Below are 26,837 nucleotides of genomic sequence, written 5' to 3'. Positions count from 1 at the left end.
CGGGAAGTAGAACAGCATGCGCCGCTACGGCAAGGACGCCGACGAGGACGACATCCGCAACCGCCCGGGCCGCAAGGGCTCCCGGCCGCGGACGCGGATCCGGCCCAAGCACGAGGACGCCGCCGAGGCGATGATCCTCACCGTGGACCGGGGCCGGCTGACCTGCCTGGTGGACGCGGGCACCAAGCAGGAGCGCCAGGTCATCGCCATGAAGGCGCGCGAGCTGGGCCGCAAGGGCGTGGTGGTCGGCGACGTGGTGAACGTGGTCGGCGACCTGTCCGGCGAGGCCGACACGCTGGCCCGGATCGTCCGGGTCGAGGAGCGCAGCTCGGTGCTGCGGCGCACCGCGGACGACGACGACCCGTACGAGCGGATCGTGGTCGCCAACGCCCAGCAGCTGGCGATCGTCACCGCGCTGGCCGACCCGGAGCCGCGGCCCCGGCTGATCGACCGCTGCCTGGTGGCGGCGTACGACGCCGGGATGGAGCCGCTGCTGGTGCTCACCAAGTCCGACCTGGCCCCGGCCGAGCCGCTGCTGGAGGCGTACGCGCCGCTGGGCATCCGGTACGTGGTGACCCGGCGGGACGAGCTGGAGACGGCCGGCGCGGAGGCGGTCCGGGAGCGGCTGCGCGGACTGTCCACGGTCTTCATCGGCCACTCCGGCGTCGGCAAGACCACCCTGGTGAACGCGCTGGTACCGCTGCACCAGCGGTCCACCGGGCACGTCAACGCCGTCACCGGGCGCGGCCGGCACACCACCGTGTCGGCGCTGGCACTACGGCTGCCGCCGCCGCCCGGGGTCAAGCCGGGTTCCAAGAAGGCGCTCGATCCGGGCTGGGTGATCGACACCCCGGGCTTCCGGTCCTTCGGGCTCTCGCACATCGACCCGTCCCGGGTCATCCTCGCCTTCCCCGACCTGGAGCCGGGCACCGTGGACTGCCCGCGCGCCTGCAGCCACGACGAGCCGGACTGCGCCCTGGACGCCTGGGTCGCGGACGGGCACGCCGACCCGGCCCGGCTGTACTCGCTGCGCCGGCTGCTCTCCACCCGCGAGGCGGGCGAGGGCGACTGACCCACGTTCGGCCGGTCGGGAGGTGTCGGACGGCCCCGGCGTGGCGATCATAGGAAGGTCGGACCGTCCGGTCCGGTGCCGCCGGGCGCAGGGAGACAGCGCGATGCCATGGGCCATGGTGGTCCTCGCCGGTCTGCTGGAGACGGGCTTCGCGGTCAACCTCAAGCTGAGCCACGGCTTCACCAAGCTCTGGCCCACCGTCGCGTTCTGCTGCTTCGCGCTGGGCAGCTTCGGTCTGCTCACCCTCTCGCTGAAGTACCTGCCGGTGGGCAGCGCCTACGCGGTGTGGACCGGGATCGGGGCGGCCGGCACCGCGGTGTACGGCATGGTCTTCCTGGACGAGTCCAGCAGCACCCTGAAGCTGCTCTCGATCAGCCTGGTGATCGCCGGGGTGGTCGGGCTCCAGCTCAGCGGCGGCGGGCACTGACGGCCGCGGCGGCCCGGGCGGTCCGGCCGGCCCTCGCGTCCACCGAGCGAGCCGTGGTGTCGGGATCGCGGGCGGCTCGCTATCGTTCGGGCATGGCCGACTACCACGACGATCTCCGCCTTGCCCACGTCCTCGCCGACTCGGCCGACTCCGTCACCATAGAGCGCTTCAAGGCGCTGGACCTCAAGGTCGAGACCAAGCCCGACCTGACGCCCGTCAGCGACGCCGACAAGGCCGCCGAGGAGCTGGTGCGCAGCGTGCTGCAGCGGGCCCGGCCGCGCGACGCGGTGCTCGGCGAGGAGTACGGCCTGCAGGGCAACGGCCCCCGGCGCTGGGTGGTCGACCCGATCGACGGCACCAAGAACTACGTCCGCGGGGTACCGGTCTGGGCCACCCTGATCGCACTGCTGGAGGAGGGCGTGGACGGCGAGCTGCAGCCGGTGGTCGGCATCGTCTCCGCCCCCGCGCTGAACCGCCGCTGGTGGGCGGCCAAGGGCCTGGGCGCGTACGCCGGCCGCAGCCTGGCCAAGGCGAGCCGGATCTCGGTCTCGGGCGTGGCCGACCTCGGCGACGCCTCGCTCTCCTACTCCTCGCTCACCGGCTGGGAGGAGCGCGGGCGGCTCGACCCGTTCCTGGACCTCACCCGGGCCTGCTGGCGGACCCGGGCGTACGGCGACTTCTGGTCGTACATGATGGTCGCCGAGGGCGCGGTGGACATCGCGGCCGAGCCCGAGCTGAGCCTGTGGGACATGGCCGCGCCGTGCATCGTGGTGCAGGAGGCCGGCGGCCGCTTCACCGGGCTGGACGGCTACGACGGGCCGAACGGCGCGGACGCGGTCGCCAGCAACGGGCTGCTGCACGAGGAGGCGCTGCGCCGGCTGAGCGTGTGAGCCGCTCGTCCGGCCGACTGGTCGCGGGCCCGGGAGCAGCCGTGCTGCTCCCGGGCCCGCAGCTCGTGCGGCCAGCGCTACTTCTGCTTGCGCAGCCCGCGGACGGCCTCCTCCAGGCGGCGGCCGTAGTCGGCGTCGGCCCGGCGGAAGTTGTCGATCGCCCGCTCGACGATGTCGTCGCGGTCGGCCGAGACCTTGGCGATGAAGCCCGCGAGATTGGCGATCAGGCGCTGCTTCTCCTCCTCGGAGAACAGCCGGTAGAGGGTGCCGGCCTGCCCGAAGTCGTCGTCCTCGGCGTGCGCGGGGGCCTCGTGGGTGCCGGTGGCGCCGGCCACCGGGACGGCGGCCCACAGCGGGCGGCCGGTCTGCACCGGGCCGCCGAAGCTGTTGGGCTCGTAGTTCTTGCGGCGGCCGTGGCGGCCGTCGTAGAGGTGGCCGTCGCGGTGGTTGGTGTGCGCCTCGGTGGCGTGCGGGCGGTTCACCGGCAGGTGGTCGGCGTTGATGCCGACGCGGTAGCGGTGGGCGTCCGCGTAGGCGAACAGCCGGCCCTGGAGCATCTTGTCCGGGGACGGGCCGATGCCGGGGACGAAGTGCGCCGGCGAGAAGATCGACTGCTCGACCTCGGCGAACACGTTGTCGGGGTTGCGGTTGAGCTCCAGGCGGCCGATCTCGATCGGCGGGTAGTCGGCGTGCGGCCAGACCTTGGTCAGGTCGAAGGGGTTGAACCGGTAGGCGGCGGCGTCGGCGGCGGGCATGATCTGCACCTGCACGGTCCAGCTCGGGAACTCGCCGCGCTCGATCGACTCGCGCAGGTCCCGCTGGTGGCTGTCCGGGTCCTCACCGGCGAGCGCGTTGGCCTCGGCCTGGGTGAGGTTGCGGATCCCCTGGTCGGTCTTGAAGTGGTACTTGACCCAGAAGTGCTCGCCGGCCTCGTTCTGCCACTGGTAGGTGTGCGAGCCGTAGCCGTTCATGTGCCGCAGCGTGGCCGGGATGCCGCGGTCGCCGAACAGCCAGGTCACCTGGTGGGTGGACTCGGGCGAGAAGCCCCAGAAGTCCCAGACGTTGTCCGCCTCCTGCGAACCGGTGTACGGGTCGCGCTTCTGGGTGTGGATGAAGTCCGGGAACTTGACGGCGTCCTTGATGAAGAAGACCGGCGTGTTGTTGCCGACCAGGTCGTAGTTGCCGTCCTCGGTGTAGAACTTCAGCGCGAAGCCGCGCGGGTCGCGGACCGCGTCCGCGGAGCCCAGGCTGCCCGCCACGGTGGAGAACCGCAGGAAGGTCTCGGTCTGCTTGCCGACCTCGGACAGGAACGCCGCCCTGGTGTACGGCGTCACGTCGGCGGTCACCGTGAAGGTGCCGTACGCGCCCGCGCCGCGGGCGTGCACCACGCGCTCCGGGATGCGCTCGCGGTTGAAGTGCGCGAGCTTCTCGAAGAGGTGCTGGTCCTGGAGGAGCGCGGGGCCGCCCACACCGGCCGTCTCGGTGTTCTGGTTGTCGGCGACGGGCGCGCCGGCCTCCGTGGTGAGGGTGGGCCGCAGGTCGTCCTGGGTGGTCATGGCATGCCTCCGCGTGGTCCGGTCGTGACAGACCAGATCCTAGCTTGGACATTGTCTAAGTCAACACGCACACCAATCCCAGAGGCCACCTACATCACCGGAAGGGGCGCTTTCAGGGGCGCGCGGAACTGCGCCCCTGGGGGTGACCCTGAGCGTCGCCGGGGAGCACCCCAGGGGTACGCCTCAGGCGCTGAGTTCCGCGTTGAGCGCGCCCAGCAGCCGCGCCGCCCGCTCCGCGACCTCCGCGGGCCCGTACTCGCCGGCCCGGCGGCACCAGTTCTCCGCCTGCACCGGCTCACCCCGCCGCAGCGCCAGCAGCGCGAGCCGCAGCGCCGCCCGCCCGTGTCCGGCATCCGCGGCCCGGGTGTACCAGAGCATCGCCTCCGCCTCGGAGTCCTGCCGGGCCAGCAGCAGCCCGAGGTTGAACGCCGCGCTGCGGCTCCCCGCCTCCGCCGCCCGCCGGTACCAGCTCTCGGCGATCTCCAGCGCGCCGCGCTCGGCCGCCCGCACCCCCATCCGGACCTGCGCCCGCCGGTGCCCGGCGTCCGCGGCCACGGCGTACCAGTGCTCGGCCTCGGAATCCGCGTCACCGCGCCGGTCCAGCAGCGAGGCGAGCCGGAACGCGCCCTCCGCGGAACCGCCGACCGCCGACTGGCGGTAGCGCTCCAGCGCCGCCGTCAGGTGGCCGCGCTGCTCCTGGGCGACGGCCAGTTGGAGCGCCGCCTCGCCGTGCCCCTCCGCGGCGGCGCGCGCGTACCACTCATGCGCCTGCTGCTGGTCCCCGCGCCCGGCGTGCAGCACGCCGAGGTTGAACGCGCCGTCCACGCTGCCGGCTTCGGCCGCCTTGGAGAACCAGGGCTCGGCACCGGACTCGTCGCCGCGCTGCAGCAGGATCACCGCCAGCGCGTTGCAGGCCTCGCGGTGCCCCGCGTAGGCGGCACGGCGGTACCACTGCTCGGCCTGCGCCTCACGTCCGGCGCCCGCGCACAGCAGGCCGAGGTTGAACGCGCCGTTGTGGTCGCCCGCCTCCAGTGCCACCCGGTACCAGCGCTCGGCCTCGACCGGCTCGTTGCGGCTCGCGTGCAGCGCGCCGAGCGCGTTGGCCGCGGTGCCGTCACCGGCGTCGGCCGCCTCCTGCCACCACTCGGCGGCGGCGGTCAGGTCACCGGTGTCGCGCAGCAGGAAGCCCAGCGCGCAGGCCGCCCGGGCCTCGCCGTTCTGCGCGGACTGCCGGTACCAGCGCGCGGCCTCCTCGACCAGCGCGGGCTCCTCCTGCGCACGCTCCTCCAGCAGCACGCCGAGCCGCAGCGCGGCCCGGGCGTGGCTGCGCGCGGCGGCGGTGCGGTACCAGGTCTCGGCGGTCTCCTTGTCACCGGCCGCCTCCCGCATCCGGGCCAGCCGGTACGCGGCCTCGCGGTGCCCGGCGTCGGCGGCCGCCTTGAACCAGCGCTCCGCCCGGACGTCGCGCCGATGCTCCATCAGATCGCCCAGCACGTACGCCCCGAGCGGGTGGCCGTGCTCGGCCGCGAAGTGCAGCCAGTACTCGGCGGCCTCCTCCTCGCCCTGGTCGCGCAGTTGCAGACCGAGCGCGTGCGCCGCCGGGGCGCTGCCCGCGACGGCGGCCTGCCGCCACCACTGGGCGGCCTCGGCACGCTGGCCCTGCTGGTGCAGCAGCACGCCCAGGTTGTTGGCGGCGGCCCGCAGTCCGGCCGCCGCGGCCGAACGCAGGTACGGCTCGGCGTCGGCGAGGTCGCCCCGGCGCAGCAGCAGCGCGCCGAGCTGGCTCGCCGCGTTGGCGTCACCGCCGTCGGCGGCCTGCCGGTGCCGGGACTCCAGGGCGGCCTGCTCGCGGGCGGCGAGGGCGCTCTCAAAGCTCGCGGCCTCCGGCTCGACCGCCTCGGGGGCGGCGCTCCGGGCGTACGGGCCGATGGCGTCGACGAGTTGCCGGGCGGAGACGTGCACCAGGCTCTCGGGGCCGTAGCCCTCGGGCCGCGGCGCGGTCTGCACCCCGGTGCGCTGGGCGGGCAGAGCGGTGTGCGTGTCGTCGGGGCTGATCGCCCAGCCCTCGGTGTCCGCCTCGATACCGTGGTGCGGGTCGTCCGCGCCACGGGCGGCGCCGGTCCCCGCTCCTCGCTCGTTCCTGCCGATCAGCTTCATGCCGACTCCCGCTCCCCCAGAGTGCTGCGGCACCCTCCCCCAGCCTTCGGCCGGGGGTACCCCCACCCCAGCCTCCCGACCAGGACGGACCCCCACCCCAGCCTCCCGACCGGGACGGACCCCCACCCCAGCCCACGGCCGGGCGAACCCGACCCACGGCCGGAAGTGGACCCCCGAGGGACGTGTCGGAGCCGACGGCCCGTCAACGGCCGTACTGCGTCCCCCATGTGCTCCATCGTCGCACCACCCGCAACCCGCGTACACCTGCCCCGGACGAATTTGACGGGGCGGAGCCGAAGCCCGGCGAGATTGCTTCAGCGCTTTGTCGATTTCCCGACACTTGTCCCCCACAAACCCCGGTCAGGCATCGTACCGGAGTTGATCACTCATTCGGCCACTCATGACACCCACCTCATGGCGAAGGCCCGGAGGATCTGATCCTCCGGGCCTTCTGCTACTGAGTAGCGGGGACAGGATTTGAACCTGCGACCTCTGGGTTATGAGCCCAGCGAGCTACCGAGCTGCTCCACCCCGCGTCGGTAACTCCACAGTAGCACGGACGCGGGGCAGATCATCAATCGGTTACCGCAGCTCAGGAGCCGGGCGTGGGCGAGGCACTCGGCGCCGCCGACCCGGTCGCACCCGGCGAAGGCGCCGGCGCGGGGCTGCCCCCGCCGCTCGGCTGCGCCGCCGACTGCGCCGCGGCCGCCCGGTTGAGCGCCTCCTGGAGCGCCTTCTGGGCCTCGCCGTACTTGGCCCAGTCACCGCTCTTCAGCGCCGCCTGGCTGTCGTCGTACGCCTTCTGCGCGTCCTGGATCGCCTTGGTCACCGCCGGGTCCGTACCCGGCCCCGGGGTGCTCGGGGTGGCACCCGGGCTCGGGGTGCTCCCCGGGCTGGGCGTGGTGGGTGCGGTCGGGGTGGTCCCCGGTGCGGTCGGCGCCGTCGGCGTGATCGGCGCGCCGCTGGCCGCGTTGCCGAACACCTTGGCGAGCGCCTTCTCCAGGGTGTCCTCCAGCGCCACGTTGTCGTTGCCGTACACCGCGAGGACCTTCTTCAGCACCGGGACCTTGGCGCTGCGGCCGAGCAGGTAGACCGGCTCGACGTTGAGCAGGCCGCCGCCGACCGGGAGGGTCAGCAGGTTGCCGTACTCGATGTCGGAGTCGGTGCCGGTGCGCAGCAGGGTGAGCTGGTTCGCCACGGCCGGGTCCGAGTTGAACTTGGCCTGGGTCAGCTTCGGTCCGAGCGCGCCGGAGCCGCTCGGCACCTTGAGGATCCGGATCTTCCCGTAGTCCGGGCCGGGGTCCGCGCTGACGGCCATGAAGGCGGCCAGGTTGTCCCGGCCGCTGGGCACGAAGCTGGTGGTCAGCGAGAAGCTCGCGGCCGGGGCGTCGGGCATCCGGACGGTCAGGTAGTACGGCGGCTGGACCTCACCGGCGGCGGTGGTCGGGTCGACCGGCACCTGCCAGATGTCGGTGCCGTTGAAGAAGCCGCTGGCGTCGGTCATGTGGTACTGCGAGAGCAGGTCGCGCTGCACCTTGAACAGGTCCTGCGGGTACCGCAGGTGCGGCAGCAGGGTGGCCGGAATGTCGGCCCTCGCCTTGACCGTGCCGGGGAAGGCCTTCATCCAGGTCTTCAGCACCGGGTCGGTGTCGTCCCACTGGTAGAGCGTCACCTCGCCGGTGTAGGCGTCGACGGTGGCCTTCACCGAGTTGCGGATGTAGTTGACCGTGTTGACGGCGGTCAGCGTGCGGCCGCGCTGGTCGGTCAGCGAGTCCTTGGTGACGTCGCCGAGGGTGGTCTTGGAGGAGAACGGGAAGCCGTCCGAGGTGGTGTAGCCGTCCAGCACCCAGACCAGCTTGCCGTCCTGCACCACCGGGTACGGGTCGGCGTCGATCGACAGCCACGGGGCGACCTTCTCCACCCGCTCCTTGGGGGTGCGGTCGTAGATCACCTTGGCGCCGTCGCCGATCGCACCGGAGTAGAGGATCTGCGGCTCGGCGAACTTCACCGCGTACGCGGCCCGGGTGAGCGGGTTGTCCAGCGAGACACCGCTGCCGCCGCTGTACTTGTAGCTGACCGCGGCGCCGGACTCCGAGGTGTAGTCGATCTCGTCCATGTCGGTGCCGGCGACGATCGAGTAGGTGCCGGTCTTCTCGCCGTAGTAGACCCGCTGCTGGTAGTCGCCGAGCGAACCCTGGGTCGGCAGCGAGGACTCGGTGTAGACCGGGTTGCCCAGCGCGTCGACCTGGTTGCCCTTGGCGGCGACCAGGCCGTAGCCGTGGGTGTACTTGAAGTGGTCGTTGATCCAGTTGCGCTGCTGGACCCCGTTCAGGTCGAGTTCGCGCACGCCGACCACGGTGTCCTGGCTGCCGTACCGGTCGACGTCCAGGGTCTTGGGGAACGCGTAGTACTTGCGCAGCGCCTCGTTCTGCTGGAACGTCGGCGAGACCACGTTGGGGTCCAGCAGCCGGATGTCGGCGACCGTCTGGGCGTCCGGCTTCAGCGCGTCGGCGCTGGTGGTGCCCTTGGGGTCGTACTGCTGGGTCCGGCTGTCCGCGATGCCGTACGCCTGCCTGGTGGCGTCGATGTTCTTCTGGATGTACGGCGTCTCCTTGGCCTGCTCGTTCGGCTTGACCTGGAACTGCTGCACGATCGCCGGGTACAGGCCGCCGATCAGCACCGCCGAGAGTGCCATCAGACCGAAGCCGATCAGCGCCGGGGCCCAGGTGCGGCGGACCGGGGTGAGGAAGAACAGCAGTGCGCAGATGATCGCGACGAAGAACAGGATGGTCTTGGCCGGCAGGAACGCGTTGGCGTCCACGTAGCGCAGGCCGGTCCAGCCGTCCACGCCCTTGTACGCACCGGACTTCACCGCCAGCGCGTACCGGTCCAGCCAGTACGCCACCGCCTTCAGCAGCACGAACACGCCGAGCAGCACCGCGAGATGGCCCTGCGCGCCGGCGCTGGCCCGGCGGCCCGGGCCCTGCAGCCGCAGGCCGCCGTACAGGTAGTGCACCAGCAGCGAGGCCAGCAGCGAGACGATCACCGCGCTGAACGCGAAGCCCAGCAGGAACTCGTACCAGGGCAGTTCGAAGGCGTAGAAGGAGACGTCCAGGTGGAACTGGCTGTCCTTCACCCCGAACGCGGTCTCGTTGGTCCACAGCATCCAGGTCCGCCACTGGCCGCTCGCCGCGGCGCCCGCGACCAGGCCGACCAGCAGCGAGACGCCGATCAGCAGCCACTTCCGGTACGGGGCCACGCCCATCCGGTAGCGGTCCAGGCTCTGCTGCTCGACCGACATCGCGGCCAGCGGCGGGCGCAGCCGGTAGGCCAGCCAGAGGTTGGCCCCGACCACCACGGCCATCAGCAGGCCGAAGACGGCGAACAGCCCGGCCTTGGTCCACAGCTGGGAGGTGAAGACGGAGGAGTAGTGGACCGACTTGAACCACAGCCAGTCCGTCCACACGCCGGAGAACAGCACGAAGAGCACGAACAGGGCGGCGAGCACGCCCGCGGTCAGCAGGAGCACCTTGGTGCGACGGGAGGGCGGGCCGACTCTGGCACGGAAGCCCGGGCCGGGGCGATCCGGCATCTGGAATACCAAGGTGGCACCTCTGCTGTTGTGTCGTGGACGTGTGTCGCGGACGTGTGTCGTGGACTTCGTGGTGGGTCGGACTCCAGTGCAACTTAATCGGTCTTTACCGGAGTTCCCACGGTTGGGAACGAGATCGGGCCTTCCCCGGACCCGGCCCCGCGGCCCGGCGGAGCGGCGGTCCCTTCGGCGCATGTGAGGATTGGGGCATGTCCGATGCCCACAACATCCCGTCCGGCACGCCGTCCGAGGCCGCCGGCCTGCCCGCCGCGACCCCGCTCACCCGGGCCGCGCTGGAGATCGACGAGTACGCCGCCACCCTCGGCTGGGACCTCCCGGCCCGGCTGTTCGCCCTGGTGGACACCGCGAAGCTGCGCAAGGCGGACCCCCGGCTGGCCAAGCAGCTCGGCCTGACCGACGGTGACGCCGCCGGTCTGACCCCGGTCGAGCAGGAGGAACTGCCGGCCGGTGCGGCGCTGGACAAGTTCCTCGGCACCATCGCCTGGCCGGACCAGGTGGTCGGCTGCGCGCTGGTGGTCGAGCGGCTGATGCTCCCGCCGGGCGCCGAGCAGACCCGCCCCAAGAACGCCACCGAGGCCGAGCTGGCCGACTGGGTGGCCAACCACCCGGCCCGCCAGGAGGTCCGGATCACCGCGGCGGTGCTGCGCGACGGCTCGCGCGAGATCGCCCTGCGGCTGCGCGAGAAGGACGTCGCCCGTGAGGTGCTGACCGGGCCCGACCTGGTGCCGGGGCTGACCGAGGCTCTGCTGGCGACCTTCTCCTGACCGGCCGCCCGTCCCGCCTCCGCGGGCCCGGCCGGGTCAGCGGGGGCAGGCGGGCAGCGCGTCGTTCTGGCCGGCCCGGACGGAGTCCAGCGCCTTGAGCGCGCCGTCGAGGTTGTCCACCTTGATCAGGGTCAGCCCGCTCGGGGTGCCCTTGACGGCCTCGGCGCAGTTGTCGGCCGGGGTGAAGAAGTACTGGGCGCCCTTGTTCCGGGCGGCGATCAGCTTCATCTGGATGCCGCCGATCGGCCCGACCTTGCCGTCGTCGGCGATGGTCCCGGTGCCGGCCACGAACTTGCCGCCGGTCAGGTCGGTGGGCGTCAGCTTGTCGACGATGCCGAGCGCGAACATCAGGCCGGCGCTCGGGCCGCCGACGTCCTGCAGCCCGATGTCGATCTTGAACGGGTAGGTGTGGTCGATCCCGGGCACGATGCCCACGATCGCCCGGTCGCCGCCCTGCGCCTTCGCCGTGGGGATCGACACGTCGGCCTTTGCGGAGTCCGCCGCGCCGTGCGGGACCACGGTGAAGACGGTGGTCTCACCCGGCTTGTGCTTGGTCACCTGCTCGGCCACCGAGGCCGCGGTGGTCACCGGCGTGCCGTCCACCGCGAGGATCCGGTCCCCGGCGTGCAGCCGGCCCTCGGAGGGCCCGCCCGCCGCCACCGAGGCCACGATCACCTGCGCGCCGACCGGGATGCCGAGCTCCGTGAGGGCGGCGGTCTTCGCGCTGTCCTCGGAGGAGGCGAACTCCTCGGCGTTCTGCTGCTGGGCCTCCTTGTCGGTCTGGCCCTTGGGGTACACGTTGTCGTGCGGCACCACCAGCACGTCGTCGCGCAGCCAGCCGACCACGGCGGAGACCAGGCTGGGCTGGTAGTTGGCCCCGGTCACCTGGACGGTGGTCATGTTGAGGTTCCCGCTGGTCGGGTACGTCTCGTGCCCCGTGATGCTGATCACCGGCTGCCCCGTCCCGTCCTGCACCCCGAGGGTGTTGAAGGTCGGACCCGGGCTCATCTCGGTGTACGGGACCTTCATCACCACTGAGGCGCAGAGCAGGCCTATCAGCAGCAGAGTGGCGGCGAGCATCGTCGCGGAGCGGCGTGGCATGGCTCGACAGTACGGGAAGCCGGTGACCGGGCGCTGCCGGGGCCCGGGCTCAGCGCCCGCCGGGTTCGCGGCCGCCGGCCGTGCTGCGCTCCATCGCGGCGCGGAAGCGCTGGTGCTCGGCGAGCGAGGCGGGATCGGCGGTGGCTCTCGGGGTACGGGCGGCCCACAGGGCCCACAGGGTGCCGAGCAGCAGGGCGACAACGGGAATGATCAACCAGGCGAGCGCAGCCATATCCGTACTCCCAGCTCGTCGTGTCTATGAGCAGATTAGCCGCCCGGGTGGAGAACGGCTGCAGCGCCATCCGGGTTACGGGACCCCCGGAGGCGTCACCGCCACGGGGGATCCCCGGCACCGCCCGTCGGCCGAACGGGTGAGGAACCGGGCGCGCTCAGCAACCGCCGGCGCCGACCCACTCCTCCTCGCCGTCGGCGAAGACCTGGTGCTTCCAGATCGGCACCTCGTGCTTGAGGTCGTCGATCAGCCGGCGGGCCGCCGCGAAGGCCTCGCCGCGGTGCGCGCAGGAGACCGCGACGATCACCGCCTTGTCGGTGATCTCCAGCCGGCCGATCCGGTGCACGGCGGCCAGCGCCCGGACCGGGAAGTCCGCGACGACCTTCTCGGCGACCCGGCGCAGCTCGCGCTCGGCCGTGGGGTGGGCGCTGTACTCCAGCGCGGCGACCGACTTGCCGCCGTCGTGGTCGCGCACCGTCCCGACGAAGACGGTGGTGCCGCCGGCCGCGTCGTCGCCGACCGCCTCGTAGACCTCGTCGAGCGAGAGCGGGGTCTCGCGGATCGCGAGCAGACGGATCGGGTCGTGGTTCTCGGACATGCCCCCAATGATTGCCCATCGCCGCCGCGGGAGAGCAAGAGTCTTCCGCATTACGATTCGACAATTTCGCATCGTGACAATGCCGAGGTCCGGACGGGTAGGAGCAGGCACGGGCCGGTGCGGGCAGGTACGGGCCGGTGCAGGTACGGGCCGGTGCAGGTACGGATCCGCCGGCCCGGCCGGCGGCCCGGTCTCAGAACCGGCGCCGCTTGCGGGCCCGGCGCACCAGCGCCGCGGTACCGACCAGGGCGACCGTGGCCCCCGCCGCGCCCAGGCTGGTCGCCGCCTCCTTGCCGCCCAGCCGGCGTCCGGCCACCGCGTGCTTCCCGGAGACCTGCGCGAGCAGCTCGGCCAGCACCTCCTCATTGGTGAAGCCCGGCCGCCAGCCCGCCTCGTGCAGCCGGCTGCCGGAGACCACCCACGGGTACATGGTGTACGCCAGGTCCCCGGCCGGGGCCGGGGTCAGGCCCAGGCGGTGCAGCCGGGCCGCGGTGCCCAGCGCCAGCGCGGCCGGCAACTCCATCCGGCGGATGCCGGAGAGCTTCTCGACGTCCTCCTGCTCCAGCCAGCCGTCGCAGCCGACCGTCACCTCGCCCTCGACCAGGCCGAGCGCCGCGTACTCCAGCGCCGACGCCAGGTCGTCCACGTGGCAGAACTGCCAGCACGGCCGGGACCCGGCCACCACCAGCAGCCTGGGTGCCTCGAAGTGCCTGGTCAGCACGGTGTCGATGCCGGGGCCGACCACCACGGCCGGGCGCAGCACCGTCACCTGCAGGCCCGGGTGGGCGCGCGGTGCCCGGCGGGCCAGCCGCTCGATCTCCAGCAGGTCGCCGACCAGCGAGGCCTCCTCGGTGGCCCGCAGTTCGGAGTCCTCGGCCAGCGGCACCTCGTTGTCCGGCAGCGCGCCGTAGACCATCGCCGAGGTGCACAGCACCACCCGGTGCACACCGGCGGCCGCAGCGGCGGTCACCACCGTCTGCGCGCCCCGCACGTTGTACGCACTCCGGGCGCGCGGGTCCGACTCCATGCCGAGGTCCATCGCCAGGTGGACCACCACGTCGACGCCGGCCAGCCGTTCGGCCACCGCCGGGTCGCGGATGTCCAGCACCCGCCACTGGGCGCCGGGCACCTCGCCGCGCCGGTCGTCGACGGCGAGCACCTTGCGGACCGCGGGCGAGGCCACCAGGCGCGCGGCGACCCGCTCACCGAGCACCCCGGCCGCGCCGGTGACCGCCACGGTGAGCGGCCGGCCGCCGTAGGCTGGAGGCGGCGAACCCGTGGTGACAGGGGCGTCCTCATCTCCGGTCAGCCCAGAGCGAACGTCCGAAGGCGGGGAACTCACCGACCATCCTCCACGGTTAGCTTATGTGCGTACGTACGAGTGTCACGTACGGTCCATCCTGCCCGAGGCGCGGGTCCAGCGGTGCACCCGGCGCGGTCGGGCCGCCAGACCGTTGTCCCGCCCGCCGCCGCGGGCGCGCCGCCTCCCCCGCCACACCACCTGCGTGACGGCCGACCAGATCGAGGACCCCGTGAGCGACCTCCCCTTCGGATTCTCCACCCCGCCCGAGGAGCCCGAGGACGGCAAGGGCAAGCCCGGACAGAGCGGCCAGGACAAGGACAGGAGCGGCCAGGACGAGGGCGCCTCGAAGGATCCGGGCACCCCCGGCGCCTCGGGCACCTCTCCGGAAGGTACCCCGCCGCAGCAGCCCTTCGGCTTCGGTCCGGGCAATCCGCTGGGCGCGTTGTTCGGCATGGGCGCCCCCGGAGGCCCCGGCGGCCCCGCCGGGGACAACCCCTTCGGTGCGATGCTCGGCAACCTCAACCCGGGCGACCTGGGCGCGGCGTTCCAGCAGCTCGGCCAGATGCTCTCGTTCGAGGGCGGCCCGGTGAACTGGGACCTCGCCAAGGACATCGCCCGGCAGACCGTCGTCGCCGAGCAGCCCGAGGGCCGCTCGAAGGACCGCTCGGTCAGCGCCACCGAGCGCACCGCGGTCGCCGACGCCGTCCGGCTGGCCGAGCTCTGGCTGGACTCCGCCACCGAGTTCCCCTCCGGCGCGAACACCGCCGTGGCGTGGAGCCGGGCCGAGTGGATCGAGGCCACCCTGCCGGTCTGGAAGGACCTGGTGGACCCGGTCGCCGAGCGGGTCGGCAACGCGATGGGCGGCGTGCTGCCCGCCGAGATGCAGGCGATGGCCGGTCCGCTGATGGGCGTGATGCGCTCGATGGGCGGCGCGATGTTCGGCACCCAGATCGGCCAGGCGCTCGGCGCGCTCGCCGCCGAGGTGCTCGGCTCCACCGACGTCGGCCTGCCGCTCGCGCCGGCCGGGAAGGCCGCGCTGCTGCCGCAGAACATCGCCGAGTTCGGCGAGGGCCTGAGCGTGCCCGCCGAGGAGGTCCGGCTGTACCTGGCCCTGCGGGAGGCCGCCCACCAGCGGCTGTTCGCCCACGTGCCGTGGCTGCGGGCGCACCTGTTCGGCGCCGTCGAGGCGTACGCCCGCGGTATCAAGGTCGACAGCTCCCGGATGGAGGAGCTGGTCGGCGAGCTCGACCCGAGCAACCCCGAGGCGCTCCAGGAGGCGCTGGCCGGCGGTCTGCTGCAGCCCGAGGACACCCCCGAGCAGAAGGCGGCGCTGGCCCGGCTGGAGACCGCGCTCGCGCTGGTCGAGGGCTGGGTCGACGCGGTGGTGCACGCCGCCGCCGAGCCGCACCTGCCGCAGTCCGGCGCGCTCCGCGAGACCCTGCGCCGCCGCCGCGCCACCGGCGGCCCGGCCGAGCAGACCTTCGCCACCCTGGTCGGCCTGGAGCTGCGCCCGCGCCGGCTCCGGGACGCCTCCCGGCTGTGGGCCTCGCTGGCCGACGCCCGCGGCATCGACGGCCGCGACGCCCTGTGGAGCCACCCCGACATGCTGCCGACCGCGGCCGACCTGGACGACCCGGACGGCTTCGTGCACCGCCCCGCCGGCGACGGTCTGGAGGGCGGCATCGACTTCGACGCCTTCGACAAGCTGCTCGGTGACGCCGCCAGGGGCAAGGACTCCGCGGACGGCACCGGCACGCCCCGGGAGCGCGGCGCCGACGGCGGGCCGGCCACCGACGGCGGGTCCGACACCGACGACCGCAGCGAAGGCGACCGCAACGACGGCGAGGGCCCGAAGGCATGACGACCGCGCACACCGGCGCCGGGCCCGACACCTCGGCGGCGCTGCACGCGGACGCCGTCCGCGCCCTCGCCGCCTGGGCCGCCGAGGGCCCGGACCAGCGGCAGCTCCGCCAGGACTACCTCGACCACCTCGCCGCCCACCCGGACGGCCTGTGGCGGGACTGCCTCCCGGCACACATCACCGCCAGCGCGGTCGTGGTGGACCCGGCCGCCCGCCGGGTCCTGCTCACCCTGCACCCCAAGGTCGGCCGCTGGCTCCAGATGGGCGGCCACTGCGAGCCGGGCGACCCGGACCTCGCGTCGGCGGCACTGCGCGAGGCCACCGAGGAGTCCGGCATCCCCGACCTGGAACTGCTCGCCCCCGACGGCGGTCCGGCGCCGGTCAAGCTCGACCGGCACCAGGTCCGCTGCTCCGGCAAGGACCGGCCGGAGAACACCCACCTCGACGTCCAGTACGTGGCCCTCGCACCGGCCGGGGCCACCGCCCTGATCAGCGAGGAGTCGCTGGACCTGCGCTGGTTCGGCTACGACGAGCTGCCCGAGCTTACGGACTCCTCCGTCCGCGAGCTGGTCGCCATCGCCCGGCGGCTCACCGGCTGACCTGCCGATCCGACTGTTGGCCGGGGCCCGGCGGTCCGCCGCCGGGCCCCGGCCATCGGTGGTCCTGGGGCGCGTTGACAGAGTCCCGCCGGGGACGGCGCAGCCGCGGGCCGGAGGCCGGGCGGTCGCTCAGCCGCAGATCTCGTGGGATCCGGCCGGGTCGTCGGCGTCGTCCCCGGGCCGGCCGGGGCCGGTCCGGGCGCCCGGGATGTGCGGCAGCCGGGCGGCCGAGGCGACGCCCTCCAGATAGCCGCGGGCCCGTTCGGTCCGCGGGTAGCTCTCCAGCAGCGCCCAGAATCGCGGGCCGTGGTCGGGCACCAGCAGGTGCGCGAGCTCGTGCAGCAGCACGTAGTCGACGACGTACTCGGGCATGCCCTGCAGGCGGTGGGAGAGCCTGATCGTGCGCTCGCTCGGGGTGCAGGACCCCCAGCGGGAGTTCTGGTTGGTCACCCAGCGGACCTGGCCGGGCACCGCGCGGCCGTCCAGGTACGCCCGGGACAGCTCGGCCGCCCGGCGCTCCAGCGCGTCGTCGCCGAGCGCGCGGCGGCTCTCCTGCGCGGCCAGCCGGTCCAGCATCTGGGCCACCCAGCGCTGCTCCTCGGCGTGCGACATCCGGGCCGGGATCAGCACGATCGTCCGGTCGCCCTCGCGGTAGGCCGAGACGGTACGGCTGCGGCGGGCGCTGCGGCGGACCTCGACCTCGGGGCGGTGCGCGGGTGACGGCTGGGTACGGGACCCGCCCGCCTCGCCCCTGGGGACGGCGCTCGGGGCGGTCGACGGGCCGGTGGCCCTCTCGGCGGCTGGCCGGCCGCGCGCGCCTGGCGCCGCGACCCCTGCCCCGGAGGCCGGCCGCGCACGCCGACGCGACGCCGACCGCTGGGAATCCCGTTCGGCTGTCACGGCACAGGACGTTACCTGGTGGCACTGACAGAAGTCCGCTGTCGCGGCCGGAACCGGGGAGAACCGCCGGGGGCGAGCGGGAGAAAGTTATCCACAGGCTGTGCATGCAGCTTGTCCGACGATAGGCCAGGGCCTGTGGACAACCGGATTCACGGCCTCCACGAGGTCGGGCATGCTGCTCCCACCAGGGCGGCCGGCCCTGGTGTACGACGGCCCTGGAGGCAGCCATGCGTCCGATGCTCAAGCCTGCCCTGCCCCGGCTCTGGCGTGACCGGGAGACCCTGCAGTTCGGCGCGGTCCGCCGGCACGCCCGGGTGGTCGAGTCCGTCGACCGCGCGGTGGCGGCCTTCCTGGAGCTGATCGACGGCAGCCGGGACAGCCCCACCCTGCTCGCCGCCGGGGAGCGGCTCGGCCTCGACCGCGACTACTGCAACGCCATGCTGGACTCCCTGGCCCGCAGCGAGCTGCTGGACGACGCGGACGCGCTCCAACAGGCGCTCGGGCGCCATCCCCGCCCCCGCCAGGAGTTGCTGGGCCCGGACCTGGCCTCGCTCTCCCTGGTCCACCCGGAGCCGGGCGAGGCCGCCGAGGTGCTGCAGGGGCGGGTGCTGGCCAGGGTCGAGGTGCGCGGGGCCGGCCGGGTCGGCTCCGCCGTCGCGGCCGTCCTGGCGGCCGGCGGGATCGGTGCGGTCACCGTGGCCGACCGCGGCCGGGTGTCGGCCCGGGACTGCTCCCCGGCCGGCTTCCCGCCGACCGAGGTCGGACGGCTGCGCGCGACGGCCGCCCGGGAGGTGGTGCACCGGGCCGGCGGCGCGGCGGCGGCCGACCGGCAGCGGCACCGGCGGCCGGGTGCCGAACCACCCGGCCCGCCGACGCTGGTGGTGCTCGCACCCCGCAGCGGCGGCGGTGCCTTCACCGGCCTGGCCACCGAGGCGCGGGAGCTGATGCGCTCCGGCCGCCCGCACCTCTACGTCGGCGTCCTGGAGCACCTGGGCGTGGTCGGGCCGCTGGTCGTACCCGGCGCCTCCGCGTGCGGCAGCTGCGCGACCCTGGCCCGGACGGACGAGGACGAGGCCTGGCCGAGACTGCTCGCCCAGCTCGCGGACGACGGCCCGGGCCGCGCCCGCAGCCCGGCCTGTGACAGCGCGCTGGCCACCACGGTCGCCGGGCTGGCCGCCCTGCACGTGGAGCTCTACCTGGACGGGGTGCTGCCGCCGAGCGTCGACGGCTGGTGCGAGATCTCGGCGGCCGACGGCATGGTCAGACGGCTGCGGCTGCCCGGCCACCCCGACTGCGGCTGCCGCTGGCAGTCGGTCCCGCTGGCCCGCCCCGGGCCGGCCGAGACCGTACGGGGAGGGTGAGGCGGTACGGCGAGGCCCGACCAGAGCTCTCGAGCTCTCGAGCCCCCGCCGCCCGGCAGCGCGGCAACCCGGCGGCCTGTCGACCCCAGCAGCGCCGCTACCCGGCTGCCCTGTGCGTCGAGCGGCGACCCGACAGCCACCGGGCGGGCACCCTCGCCGACCTCACGCCACCGGGTCGGCGCACTCCTGGTCCTCCACGCCCCGATCCGCAACCACCCGACGGCGCATCCGCCCCGAGCATGCGCCTGCCGTCCACCGCCCGCGCCCGCCCGCGACGTCGGCGACGCGGTCACCTCGGCCCGCCGCCCACCGAACACCCTCCACCGCCGACCATCCCGCCGCCGATCCCACCGCTGATCCCTCCGCCGATCCCGCCGACGGCCCGCGGGTTGGATCGGCAGGCCGAACGGCAGTCCGGATTTTCCGTCGGCCGCAGAAGGACGAGCGGGCACAATGGCCTGGTGACCACGGCCCCGTGGTGCGCCGCGCCACACCGTGGGCGGCGGCGACGGCACGGGGCGTACCAAGAGGGAGGCCCGGGTTGAGCGATCTTCCGCGCAAGGCAGTGACCCGCACGGCGCGGCTTGCCGCCCTGCCGCTCGGCATTGCCGGCCGGGCCACTCTCGGGCTGGGCAGGCGGATCGGCGGGCGCCCGGCCGAGGAGGTGACCGCCGAACTCCAGCAGGCCACCGCCGACCAGCTGTTCAAGGTGCTCGGGGAGCTCAAGGGCGGCGCGATGAAGTTCGGTCAGGCGCTCTCGGTCTTCGAGGCCGCGCTGCCCGAGGAGGTCGCGGGGCCATACCGGGCGGCCCTGACGAAGCTTCAGGAGGCCGCTCCCCCGATGCCCGCGGCCAAGGTGCACGCGGCGCTCGCGGAGCGGCTGGGCCCGCAGTGGCGCAAGCAGTTCCGCAGCTTCGAGGACCGGCCGGCCGCGGCCGCGTCGATCGGCCAGGTCCACCGGGCGGTCTGGCACGACGGGCGGAAGGTCGCGGTCAAGGTCCAGTACCCGGGCGCCGGGGACGCGCTGCTCGCCGACCTCGGCCAGCTCAGCCGGGTGGCCTGGCTGATCGGCCCGCTGATCCCCGGCCTGGACGTCAAGCCGCTGATCTCCGAGCTGCGCGCCCGCGTGGCCGAGGAGTTGGACTACCAACTGGAGGCCGAGGCCCAGCGCCGGCACGCGGAGGTGTTCGCCGATGATCCGGACATCCTGGTGCCCGGCGTGGTCGCGCAGGCCGACCAGATCCTGATCACCGAGTGGATGGACGGCACCCCGCTGGCCGAGGTCATCGCCAAGGGCACCCAGGAGGAGCGCGACCGGGCGGGCCGGCTGCTGGCCCGTTTCCTGTTCGCCGGGCCGTCCAGGACCGGGTTGCTGCACGCCGACCCGCACCCGGGCAACTTCCGGCTGCTCAAGGACGACGGGCCGATCGAACGGTGGCGGCTCGGGGTGCTCGACTTCGGCACGGTCGACCGGCTGCCCGGCGGCCTGCCGACCCCGATCGGCGACTCGCTGCGGATGGCACTCGCCGGTGACGCGGCCGGGGTGCTGGAGATGCTCCGGGAGGAGGGTTTCGTCAAGCCCTCGGTCGAGTTGGACCCGGACGCGGTGCTCGACTACCTGCTGCCGATCATCGAGCCCGCCGCGGTGGACACCTTCCACTTCACCCGGAACTGGATGCGTGCCCAGGCCGCCCGGATCGCCGATCCGCGTTCGCCCGCCTACAACCTCGGCAAGCAGCTCAACCTGCCCCCCGCCTACCTGCTGATCCACCGAGTCACGCTGAGCACCATCGGGGTGCTCTGCCAGCTGGGCGCCAACGCGCCGTTCCGGGAGGAGATGCTGACCTGGCTGCCGGGCTTCGCCGGGAAGTCGACAACCGCCTGACGGCCCGGCCCGGACATCCTCCGGCCCGACCAACGGCGATGGCCGCTCCCCCTGCGCGGGGAGCGGCCATCGCCGTCTGTAGTGCTGGTCCCGTCGGCGCCCGCCCCACCCGCACCGACCCACCGCACCGTTCCACCGCACCGACCCTGGCGGCCGCTGGTCGTGCGGGTGGTGGTGCTGGTGTCGGACAGTGCTGGCGTTGGACGGTGCCGGTGGTGCTGGTGGTGCCGGCGGCGGGCGGTGCCCGTGGCCGGCGGTGTCACCGCCGGCCGTCGGGGCTACCGGTGACCGGCCGTCACATCAGCGCGACGGCAAGCGCCCGGCGGGCGCGCAACGAGGCCCGCTCGGCCTTCCGGACGAGCTTCGCCGCCCGGTGGGCCCGCAGGGCCATGCGTTGGTGTTCGGCCTCTTGCAGGCGTTCCTGCATATGGGCTCGGGCCAGGGATTCCTGGAGAAGATGCATTTCGAGGGTCCTGTTCTGGATCTGAAGTTCGGTGGCCCGTTCGGCGCGGGCGGTCATGTCGATGGCGTTGGTGGTCATGTGGTGGTCCTGCTTGTGATGCGTCGTCGGAAAGTGGCTGGCTGCTGCGGCATCCGCCTTGGCGGCGGCGAGGCGTACGGACAGGCGCAGTGCGCGGTCCGTCGGGGGCTGCTCTCCCCGTCGGATCACGGCTGAGCGTGCGGTGGTCGTACCGGCGGGGTTCACGCCATGACCTCGGTCTTGCGCGGACGGCCACGCGGCCGCTTCCGGGCCACGACCACACCCTGGACGAAGAGCTCGCCGCCCCAGACGCCCCACGGCTCGCGGCGCTCCAGCGCACCGGTCAGGCAGGCCGCCTTGACCGGGCAGGTGCCACAGAGCGACTTGGCGTACTCGACGTCGGCCGGCGTCTCCGCGAAGAAGACCTCCGGGTCGAAGGAGCGGCAGGGGACGGGCACGCCGAGGGCGTCGGCCTCGTCGATCGCGGTGAGCTGCATAAGAGAAACCTCCGGGGGGTCGGCCTGGTCGGCCTTGACGGTCTTGTCGGTCGGTACGGACGGGAGTGGCGGCGGTGTGATGACCGTGGACACGTGGTCTTCCTCGTCTTTTCGCTGTGGGTCCGGCTCAGCTGGCTGGTCGGGCTGGCCGGAGGCCCCGGAGGGCCTGGGTGGTCTTTCGTACCGGACAAAACAGAAGGGCCGCGGATCCCGGTGAAGGATTCCGCGGCCCTGGAGGCTCGACCTGAGGGTTGCTCAGGTTCGTTCTCTCCAGGGTTCAGGCCCGCGGAAGGCCTGCATCCGGATGGCCGAGGCGCCATTGATGGCGGCCTTGACCTGGTCGATCTGCTGCTCGTCCTGCTTCTTGGTGGCTCCGGCACCGATGACCTGCAGATAGCCGCCATGCTTCGCTGCTGCTACTGCCGCCTTCGGTGCCTGGGTCGGTCGCTCATCGCGCAGCCCGAGGCCGCCGGCGAACGTCGCCCAGTCACGGGACAGACCCGTCTCGACGGAGATGCCCGCAGTGTCGCCCAGGCCACTGACAGTGAGACCACTGACAGCGGAACCCGCGGCAACGCAGACACCGGTGGCGTCGAGACCCAGACCGCCACCGGCAAGCACGACCACGTCACGCACCTGCGTGGCGCTGGTCGAGAAGCCGGGAGTGCCGAACGAAGAGACGGCACCCGGAGGCATGGCGATAACGGTCTGGCCAGTCATTTTGGTGATCATCATGGTGGTTTCCACTGTCTTCGCCTCCTCTCGGCGTCTCGCGGTGCCCAGTCCCCCGGGCCCCGATGTTCGGATGTTGGTCAGGTCAAGCAGGTATTGCCACATGCGGAAGGAGGCCCTTCCACCAGCGGCTTGCGATCTCGTCCCCTTGACCGCTCCGGCAGGCTATTGCGCTCCATGCACGGGGCGCAAACTATTTTCCCGGCGAGTTTTCCGGTCGGCCGGGCGGCCGCCCTTCGAGCGGCTCAGGCCGGCTCGTCCGTCTCCCCGTCGGGCTCGGGCCCGGGCTCCTCCACGGGCTCGCCCGCAGGCTGCTCCGCGGAGTCCTCCCACGGATCCTCCCCCGCACACAACGAGAGCACGGCGGCCCCGTACTTGTCCAGCTTCATGGCGCCGACCCCGGAGATCATCGCGAGTTCGCGCTCGCCCGCGGGCACGTCCTCGGCGATCGCCATCAGGGTCGCGTCGGTGAAGACCACGTACGCCGGCACCGCCTGCAGCTTGGCCTGCCGGGCCCGCCACTCGCGCAGGCGCTCGAACAGCGCCTCGTCCATCGACGAGGGGCAGCTCTCGCACCGGCGGAGCTTGCGCTCCACCGCCTCGGTCAGCGTGCGGTCGCAGACCCGGCACTTGACCGGACCGCGGGCCCGGCGCGCGGCCGAGCCGGACCCGCCCTGCTCGACCCCGCCGCGCCCGCCGCGGGAGCGCGGGCCGGCCGAGCCCGAGCCGGGGCGAAGCCCGTCCAGGAAGCGCGTCGGCTTGCGGCTCGCGCGCCCCCCGGGGGAGCGCGAGAGCGCCCAGGAGAGCGACAGGTGGGCGCGGGCGCGGGTGACGCCGACGTACAGCAGCCGGCGCTCCTCCTCGACCTGCTCGTCGGTCTTGGCGTAGATGATCGGCAGGGTGCCCTCGGTCAGGCCGACCAGGAACACCGCGTCCCACTCCAGGCCCTTGGCGGCGTGCAGCGAGGCCAGCGTGACGCCCTCGACGGCGGGGGCGTGCTGGGCGGCCGCGCGGGCGTCCAGCTCCGCCACGTACGCCGCCAGGTCGGCCCGCTCACCGGACGCCCGGCGGCCCGCCTCGAACTCCTCGGCCAGCCGCACCAGCGCGGCCAGCGACTCCCAGCGCTCGCGCACCGCGCCGGAGCCGGCCGGCGGGTTGGCGCCGAAGCCCCGGGTGGCGAGCACCGCGCGCACCTGCGCGGCGAGGTCGGGGGCGTCCGCCGTGAGCGGGTCGTCGGCGGCCCGGGCGGCGCCCTTGAGCAGCACCCCGGCCTCCCGCACCTCGGGCCGCTCGAAGAACCGCTCGGCGCCCTTGAGCTGGTACGAGATGCCCAGATCGGCGAGGGCCTGCTCGTAGACCTCGGACTGGCCGTTGGTCCGGAACAGCACCGCGATCTCGCTGGCCCGCACGCCCTGCGCCATCAGCTCCCTGACCCGCTGCGCGGTGGTCTCGGCCTCGGTCGGCTCGTCGGCGTACTCGGCGTAGACCGGCTCGGGGCCGGCCTCGCGCTGGGAGACCAGCTCCAGCCGGTGCTGGGCGGCCTGGCCGCGGGCCTGCGAGAGCAGCCCGTTGGCGAGGTGGACCACCTGCGGGGTGGAGCGGTAGTCCCGGACCAGCTTGACCACGGTCGCCTCGGGGTGGCGGTGGCGGAAGTTCAGCAGGAAGTCGGGGGTCGCGCCGGTGAAGGAGTAGATGGTCTGGCTGGCGTCGCCGACCACGCACAGGCTGGCGCCGCCGCCGGTCCACTGGTCGAGCAGCCGCTGCTGGAGCGGCGAGACGTCCTGGTACTCGTCGACGGTGAAGTGCCGGTACTGGGCGCGGACCCGCTCGCCGATCTCCGGCCGGTCCTCCAGGATCGCGGCGGTGAGCAGCAGCACGTCCTCGAAGTCGATCACGCCGCGGTCGCGCTTGGTCTGCTCGTAGGTTGCGTAGACCCGGGCGATCTCGGCCGGGTCGCGCGGGGCGTCGCGCCCGGTCTTGAGCACGGCGGCCGGGTAGTCGTCCGGCACGATCTGGGTGACCTTGGCCCACTCGATCTCGGCGGTGAGGTCGCGCAGCTCGGTGCGCTGGACCCGCAGGCCGCTGCGGCCGGCCGCCTCGGCGACCAGCTGGACCTTGCGCTCCAGCAGCCGGGGCACCTCGCCGCCGACCGCGCGCGGCCAGAAGTACTGGAGCTGGCGCAGGGCGGCCGAGTGGAAGGTGCGGGCCTGGACGCCCTCGGCACCGAGCTGGCGGAGCCGGCCGCGCATCTCGCCGGCCGCGCGCGCGGTGAAGGTCACCGCGAGCACCTGCTGGGGCTGGTAGACGCCGCTGCGCACGCCGTAGGCGATCCGGTGGGTGATGGCCCTGGTCTTGCCGGTCCCGGCGCCGGCGAGCACGCAGACGGGCCCGTGCAGGGCGGTGGCGACCGCGCGCTGCTCGGGGTCGAGACCGGCCAGCACGGCGTCGGCGCCGGGCGGCGTCGCGCCGCCGGGGCCGTAGGCGTCGTACCGGCCGAGGTCACCCAAGAGCTCTTCCTGCATGCGGTCCATCCTCTCAGCCCGGCGGGCCCGGCCGACGGGTCCCGACATCCTGACAGGCTCTGCCGACAGTCTGCCCGGGATTGTCCACAGCTCGACCGCAATGGTCAGACCATCACCACGGCCCCCGGCGCGTGCGCGGAATCACACGCCGGGGCGGCCGTGGAATGGCCGGGGCGCGCCGCGCGTTCAATCCGGCGACCGTACGCCCACCCGACCCGAGGGAGCTCCAGCCATGTCCGGCAGCGTCACGATGTACAGCACGACCTGGTGCGGCTACTGCAACCGCCTCAAGAGCCAGCTGGACCGCGAGGGCATCGGCTACACCGTCATCAACATCGAGGAGGACCCGGACTCGGCGACCTTCGTCGAGTCGGTGAACGGCGGCAACCAGGTGGTCCCGACCGTGCTGGTGGTGCCGGCCGGCGGTGGCGACCAGGTCGTGATGACCAACCCGAGCCTGCGTCAGGTCCAGGCCGCGCTGGCCGGCTGAGCCCCACCGCGCCGCCCGGCGGCCGGCAATCCCGGCATCCCGGGCGGGATCCCGCGGCCCCGCACCGGCCCGCCGTCGGCGGGGTGCGGGGCCGCGGCGGCTCGACGGCCAGCCCGGCGGCGGGTTCAGGCGTCGGCGGGTGCGGGGCGTCGGCGGACCCGGGGCGTCGGCGGGTGCGGGGCGTCGGCGGGTCAGCGCGGAACCGGCGGCCGGCCGGCCGCCTCGCCGAGGCCGTACAGCAGGCGGCAGCGGTCCGCCGCGTAGCGGGTCTCGATCACCCGGACCGGGCCGCGCCGGTCCGAACTGACCCGGGTCTGCACCAGCAGCGGCACCCCGGGGCCGATCTCGAACCAGGCCGCCTCGGCGGGCCCGGGCATCCGGGCCACCAGGTGGTCCACCCCGCCGGTCTCGGTGCGGTCGATGGCGGCGAGCGCCGTCTCGTCCCCGCCGGGCACCGGCTCGGGCTCCATCAGCGCGGTGCCGGCGGCGAGCCCGGCGCGGTAGTGGCTCTCCTCGATGGAGAACGGCTCGCGGTCCGTCATCCGCAGCTGACGGCGCACCACCACCGCCTCGCCGGGGACCAGCCCGAGCCAGCCGGCGATGTCCGCCCGGGCCCGGACGATGAGCATCTCGAAGTCGACGGTCAGCCGGCGCCCGGTCTCCCGGGCCTCCTTCGCGTAGACCTCCGAGGGGGCCGCCAGCGAGTCCCGCTGGCCGGGGACGCGCGCGGGCGCGTACGCGCGGTGGTCCAGCAGGGGCTGCTGCTTCAGGTAGGTGCCCTTGCCCTGGAGCCTGACCAGCCGCCCCTCGTTGACCAGCAGGTCGACCGCCAGCCGGACGGTGTTCCTGGCCACGCCGTAGTGGTGCTCCAGCTCGCTCTCGACCGGGAGCTGGGCGCCGCCCTGCCATTCGCCCGCCTCGATCCGGCGGCGCAGGTCGGCCGCGAGACGCTGGTACTTGGGAGACGGCACGCCGCCGCGAGGGATTGTCACCCGAGTGAATGTAGCCATTCGGCTTGCGCCATTTCAGCGAAACCCGCCAATATTGGCCAGGCCCGGGGATTCCGAGGCCGATCCCGGCCGGATCGATCGCAGTCGAATTCTTCCCATCACGCGCACCCCGGGGGCGGACCATGCCCGTCAGCAGTACCCCGCAGCGGCGGAACGCCCGCCACCTCGAGCAGCACCCGACCGACTCCTCCGGCGCGGCCGGACGGCCCGGCCGCGCGTTGTCCGCGGCCGAGCGCGGCTCCTGGTCGGCGACGGCCAGCTTCCCCCCGCAGCCGCGGAACGTCGCGCTGGCCCGCCGGCTGACCCGTACCGCGCTGGCCGCCTGGGGCGTTCCCGAGCTGGCGGACAGCGCCGAACTGGTCGTCTCCGAGCTGGTCACCAACTCGGTGCGGTACGGGCGCGGGGCGGTCTCCCTCACGCTGGTGCTGACCGACGGCGCGCTGCAGATCTCGGTCGCCGACTTCGGGCGCGGCCTGCCCCGGGTCCGCCGGGCCGGTGACGACGAGCCCACCGGCCGTGGCCTGAGCATCGTCACGGCGATCAGCGCGCGCTGGCTGGTGACCACGCGGCTGACCGGAAAGACCGTCAGCTGCTGGCTGGACCGGTAGGACCGGACGGTTCGGGCACACTCGGACCGGGCCTCTCGGCGACGGCCGGAAAGTGATTGCGCGCCGAACGCAAGGGGCGCGCGGAGAATCCGCGCGCCCCTTTTCGCAACCATTCACGGCCGCCCGCCGTATTCACGGCCGGACCTCGGCCCGTGGCCGAATGCCTGCCGAAATGTTT

General features: G+C 73.5%; 22 protein-coding genes, 1 tRNA gene and 1 pseudogene. 10 read left to right on the top strand and 14 right to left on the bottom strand.

The annotated features are described in order from the left end of the window. The first annotated feature begins 16 nt into the window (after positions 1-16). From rsgA to hisN, 3 genes are all read left to right on the top strand, one after another. Positions 17-1,072, top strand: a complete 1,056-nt coding sequence (gene rsgA, locus AB0D08_RS13340) for a ribosome small subunit-dependent GTPase A (protein WP_033825358.1) — start codon at positions 17-19, stop codon at positions 1,070-1,072. Positions 1,073-1,175: 103 nt separating this feature from the next. Further along, on the top strand, positions 1,176-1,499 hold the full coding sequence (locus AB0D08_RS13335) for a multidrug efflux SMR transporter (RefSeq protein WP_033825357.1): 324 nt from the start codon (positions 1,176-1,178) through the stop codon (positions 1,497-1,499). A 92-nt stretch (positions 1,500-1,591) separates the two neighbouring features. Next, positions 1,592-2,389, top strand: a complete 798-nt coding sequence (gene hisN, locus AB0D08_RS13330) for a histidinol-phosphatase (protein WP_033825356.1) — start codon at positions 1,592-1,594, stop codon at positions 2,387-2,389. A 77-nt stretch (positions 2,390-2,466) separates the two neighbouring features. Here hisN and AB0D08_RS13325 read toward each other — a convergent pair whose 3' ends face one another. The 4 genes from AB0D08_RS13325 to AB0D08_RS13310 form a co-directional block, all read right to left on the bottom strand. Further along, positions 2,467-3,945: a catalase gene (locus AB0D08_RS13325; protein WP_359888451.1), complete on the bottom strand. Its 1,479-nt coding sequence runs from the start codon at positions 3,943-3,945 to the stop codon at positions 2,467-2,469. A gap of 183 nt (positions 3,946-4,128) precedes the next feature. Beyond that, positions 4,129-6,102: a tetratricopeptide repeat protein gene (locus AB0D08_RS13320; protein WP_359888448.1), complete on the bottom strand. Its 1,974-nt coding sequence runs from the start codon at positions 6,100-6,102 to the stop codon at positions 4,129-4,131. A 462-nt stretch (positions 6,103-6,564) separates the two neighbouring features. After that, a tRNA-Met gene (locus tag AB0D08_RS13315) sits at positions 6,565-6,638 on the bottom strand. 56 nt (positions 6,639-6,694) lie between these two features. Next, on the bottom strand, positions 6,695-9,694 hold the full coding sequence (locus AB0D08_RS13310; protein WP_063794533.1) for a UPF0182 family protein: 3,000 nt from the start codon (positions 9,692-9,694) through the stop codon (positions 6,695-6,697). 209 nt (positions 9,695-9,903) lie between these two features. Between AB0D08_RS13310 and AB0D08_RS13305 the strand changes: the two genes are divergently transcribed. Then, positions 9,904-10,479: a PPA1309 family protein gene (locus tag AB0D08_RS13305; RefSeq protein ID WP_051814209.1), complete on the top strand. Its 576-nt coding sequence runs from the start codon at positions 9,904-9,906 to the stop codon at positions 10,477-10,479. Positions 10,480-10,515: 36 nt separating this feature from the next. Here the strand turns inward: AB0D08_RS13305 and AB0D08_RS13300 are convergent, their stop codons facing one another. The 4 genes from AB0D08_RS13300 to AB0D08_RS13285 all read right to left on the bottom strand — a co-directional run bounded on the left by AB0D08_RS13300 (position 10,516) and on the right by AB0D08_RS13285 (position 13,647). After that, positions 10,516-11,580 (bottom strand): PDZ domain-containing protein, encoded by a 1,065-nt coding sequence (locus tag AB0D08_RS13300; RefSeq protein ID WP_359888445.1) that lies wholly within the window; start codon positions 11,578-11,580, stop codon positions 10,516-10,518. Positions 11,581-11,629: 49 nt separating this feature from the next. Continuing rightward, complete coding sequence (locus AB0D08_RS13295; protein WP_033825352.1) at positions 11,630-11,812, bottom strand: hypothetical protein; 183 nt, start codon at positions 11,810-11,812, stop codon at positions 11,630-11,632. Positions 11,813-11,969: 157 nt separating this feature from the next. Next, positions 11,970-12,410 carry a molybdenum cofactor biosynthesis protein MoaE gene (locus AB0D08_RS13290; RefSeq protein WP_051814206.1) on the bottom strand — a complete coding sequence of 147 codons (441 nt, stop codon included), beginning with the start codon at positions 12,408-12,410 and terminating at the stop codon, positions 11,970-11,972. A 193-nt stretch (positions 12,411-12,603) separates the two neighbouring features. Beyond that, complete coding sequence (locus tag AB0D08_RS13285) at positions 12,604-13,647, bottom strand: NAD-dependent epimerase/dehydratase family protein (RefSeq protein ID WP_233289405.1); 1,044 nt, start codon at positions 13,645-13,647, stop codon at positions 12,604-12,606. Positions 13,648-13,942: 295 nt separating this feature from the next. Here AB0D08_RS13285 and AB0D08_RS13280 point away from each other — a divergent pair, with 295 nt between their 5' ends. Together AB0D08_RS13280 and AB0D08_RS13275 are read left to right on the top strand one after the other, a co-directional pair. Beyond that, complete coding sequence (locus tag AB0D08_RS13280) at positions 13,943-15,574, top strand: zinc-dependent metalloprotease (RefSeq protein WP_359888482.1); 1,632 nt, start codon at positions 13,943-13,945, stop codon at positions 15,572-15,574. Next, positions 15,571-16,173 (top strand): NUDIX hydrolase, encoded by a 603-nt coding sequence (locus AB0D08_RS13275; protein WP_359888440.1) that lies wholly within the window; start codon positions 15,571-15,573, stop codon positions 16,171-16,173. Before AB0D08_RS13280 ends, AB0D08_RS13275 begins: the two co-directional genes overlap by 4 nt. Before the next feature lie 129 nt (positions 16,174-16,302). On the opposite strand, the gene AB0D08_RS13270 is transcribed toward AB0D08_RS13275, so the two are convergent. After that, positions 16,303-17,073: a M48 family metallopeptidase gene (locus AB0D08_RS13270; RefSeq protein ID WP_359888437.1), complete on the bottom strand. Its 771-nt coding sequence runs from the start codon at positions 17,071-17,073 to the stop codon at positions 16,303-16,305. A 236-nt stretch (positions 17,074-17,309) separates the two neighbouring features. Between AB0D08_RS13270 and AB0D08_RS13265 the strand changes: the two genes are divergently transcribed. Both AB0D08_RS13265 and AB0D08_RS13260 read left to right on the top strand, forming a co-directional pair. Beyond that, the gene (locus AB0D08_RS13265) at positions 17,310-18,434 is read left to right on the top strand and encodes a ThiF family adenylyltransferase (RefSeq protein ID WP_359888434.1); all 1,125 of its coding nucleotides are present in this window, start codon (positions 17,310-17,312) and stop codon (positions 18,432-18,434) included. Positions 18,435-18,975: 541 nt separating this feature from the next. Next, complete coding sequence (locus AB0D08_RS13260; protein WP_359888431.1) at positions 18,976-20,319, top strand: AarF/ABC1/UbiB kinase family protein; 1,344 nt, start codon at positions 18,976-18,978, stop codon at positions 20,317-20,319. Positions 20,320-20,614: 295 nt separating this feature from the next. Here the strand turns inward: AB0D08_RS13260 and AB0D08_RS13255 are convergent. The 4 genes and pseudogenes from AB0D08_RS13255 to AB0D08_RS13240 all read right to left on the bottom strand — a co-directional run. Next, positions 20,615-20,800 (bottom strand): annotated as a pseudogene (locus AB0D08_RS13255) (hypothetical protein); the annotation flags it as partial. Between the two features lie 221 nt (positions 20,801-21,021). After that, positions 21,022-21,390: a WhiB family transcriptional regulator gene (locus AB0D08_RS13250; protein ID WP_082527184.1), complete on the bottom strand. Its 369-nt coding sequence runs from the start codon at positions 21,388-21,390 to the stop codon at positions 21,022-21,024. A gap of 162 nt (positions 21,391-21,552) precedes the next feature. Continuing rightward, positions 21,553-22,044: a hypothetical protein gene (locus AB0D08_RS13245; RefSeq protein ID WP_033825349.1), complete on the bottom strand. Its 492-nt coding sequence runs from the start codon at positions 22,042-22,044 to the stop codon at positions 21,553-21,555. A 230-nt stretch (positions 22,045-22,274) separates the two neighbouring features. Continuing rightward, a complete protein-coding gene (locus tag AB0D08_RS13240) occupies positions 22,275-24,470 on the bottom strand; it encodes a UvrD-helicase domain-containing protein (protein ID WP_359888479.1) in 2,196 nt (731 codons plus the stop codon). A gap of 313 nt (positions 24,471-24,783) precedes the next feature. Here AB0D08_RS13240 and AB0D08_RS13235 point away from each other — a divergent pair, with 313 nt between their 5' ends. Then, positions 24,784-25,041, top strand: a complete 258-nt coding sequence (locus AB0D08_RS13235; RefSeq protein WP_033824794.1) for a mycoredoxin — start codon at positions 24,784-24,786, stop codon at positions 25,039-25,041. A 191-nt stretch (positions 25,042-25,232) separates the two neighbouring features. Here AB0D08_RS13235 and AB0D08_RS13230 read toward each other — a convergent pair whose 3' ends face one another. Beyond that, positions 25,233-26,033, bottom strand: a complete 801-nt coding sequence (locus AB0D08_RS13230; RefSeq protein WP_359888427.1) for a GntR family transcriptional regulator — start codon at positions 26,031-26,033, stop codon at positions 25,233-25,235. Between the two features lie 140 nt (positions 26,034-26,173). Here AB0D08_RS13230 and AB0D08_RS13225 point away from each other — a divergent pair, with 140 nt between their 5' ends. Next, positions 26,174-26,659 carry an ATP-binding protein gene (locus tag AB0D08_RS13225; RefSeq protein WP_359888424.1) on the top strand — a complete coding sequence of 162 codons (486 nt, stop codon included), beginning with the start codon at positions 26,174-26,176 and terminating at the stop codon, positions 26,657-26,659. The last annotated feature ends 178 nt before the right edge of the window (positions 26,660-26,837 follow it).

Origin of the sequence: Kitasatospora sp. NPDC048540, assembly GCF_040651175.1 — a bacterium.
In the GTDB taxonomy this organism is placed as follows: Bacteria; Actinomycetota; Actinomycetes; order Streptomycetales; family Streptomycetaceae; genus Kitasatospora.
The sequence above is the reverse complement of the archived record's forward strand: the minus strand, read 5'-3'. Positions and strand labels throughout refer to the sequence as shown.

Excerpts from the sequence above, each read along its gene's own strand:
- AB0D08_RS13295 (WP_033825352.1), bottom strand. The coding sequence starts at position 11,812 with ATGGCTGCGCTCGCCTGGTTGATCATTCCCGTTGTCGCCCTGCTGCTC.
- AB0D08_RS13265 (WP_359888434.1), top strand. The coding sequence starts at position 17,310 with ATGCTCAAGCCTGCCCTGCCCCGGCTCTGGCGTGACCGGGAGACCCTG.
- AB0D08_RS13305 (WP_051814209.1), top strand. The coding sequence starts at position 9,904 with ATGTCCGATGCCCACAACATCCCGTCCGGCACGCCGTCCGAGGCCGCC.
- AB0D08_RS13275 (WP_359888440.1), top strand. The coding sequence starts at position 15,571 with ATGACGACCGCGCACACCGGCGCCGGGCCCGACACCTCGGCGGCGCTG.
- AB0D08_RS13235 (WP_033824794.1), top strand. The coding sequence starts at position 24,784 with ATGTCCGGCAGCGTCACGATGTACAGCACGACCTGGTGCGGCTACTGC.
- rsgA (WP_033825358.1), top strand. The coding sequence starts at position 17 with ATGCGCCGCTACGGCAAGGACGCCGACGAGGACGACATCCGCAACCGC.
- AB0D08_RS13300 (WP_359888445.1), bottom strand. The coding sequence starts at position 11,580 with ATGCCACGCCGCTCCGCGACGATGCTCGCCGCCACTCTGCTGCTGATA.
- AB0D08_RS13325 (WP_359888451.1), bottom strand. The coding sequence starts at position 3,945 with ATGACCACCCAGGACGACCTGCGGCCCACCCTCACCACGGAGGCCGGC.
- AB0D08_RS13320 (WP_359888448.1), bottom strand. The coding sequence starts at position 6,102 with ATGAAGCTGATCGGCAGGAACGAGCGAGGAGCGGGGACCGGCGCCGCC.
- AB0D08_RS13335 (WP_033825357.1), top strand. The coding sequence starts at position 1,176 with ATGCCATGGGCCATGGTGGTCCTCGCCGGTCTGCTGGAGACGGGCTTC.
- AB0D08_RS13225 (WP_359888424.1), top strand. The coding sequence starts at position 26,174 with ATGCCCGTCAGCAGTACCCCGCAGCGGCGGAACGCCCGCCACCTCGAG.
- AB0D08_RS13290 (WP_051814206.1), bottom strand. The coding sequence starts at position 12,410 with ATGTCCGAGAACCACGACCCGATCCGTCTGCTCGCGATCCGCGAGACC.
- AB0D08_RS13310 (WP_063794533.1), bottom strand. The coding sequence starts at position 9,694 with ATGCCGGATCGCCCCGGCCCGGGCTTCCGTGCCAGAGTCGGCCCGCCC.
- hisN (WP_033825356.1), top strand. The coding sequence starts at position 1,592 with ATGGCCGACTACCACGACGATCTCCGCCTTGCCCACGTCCTCGCCGAC.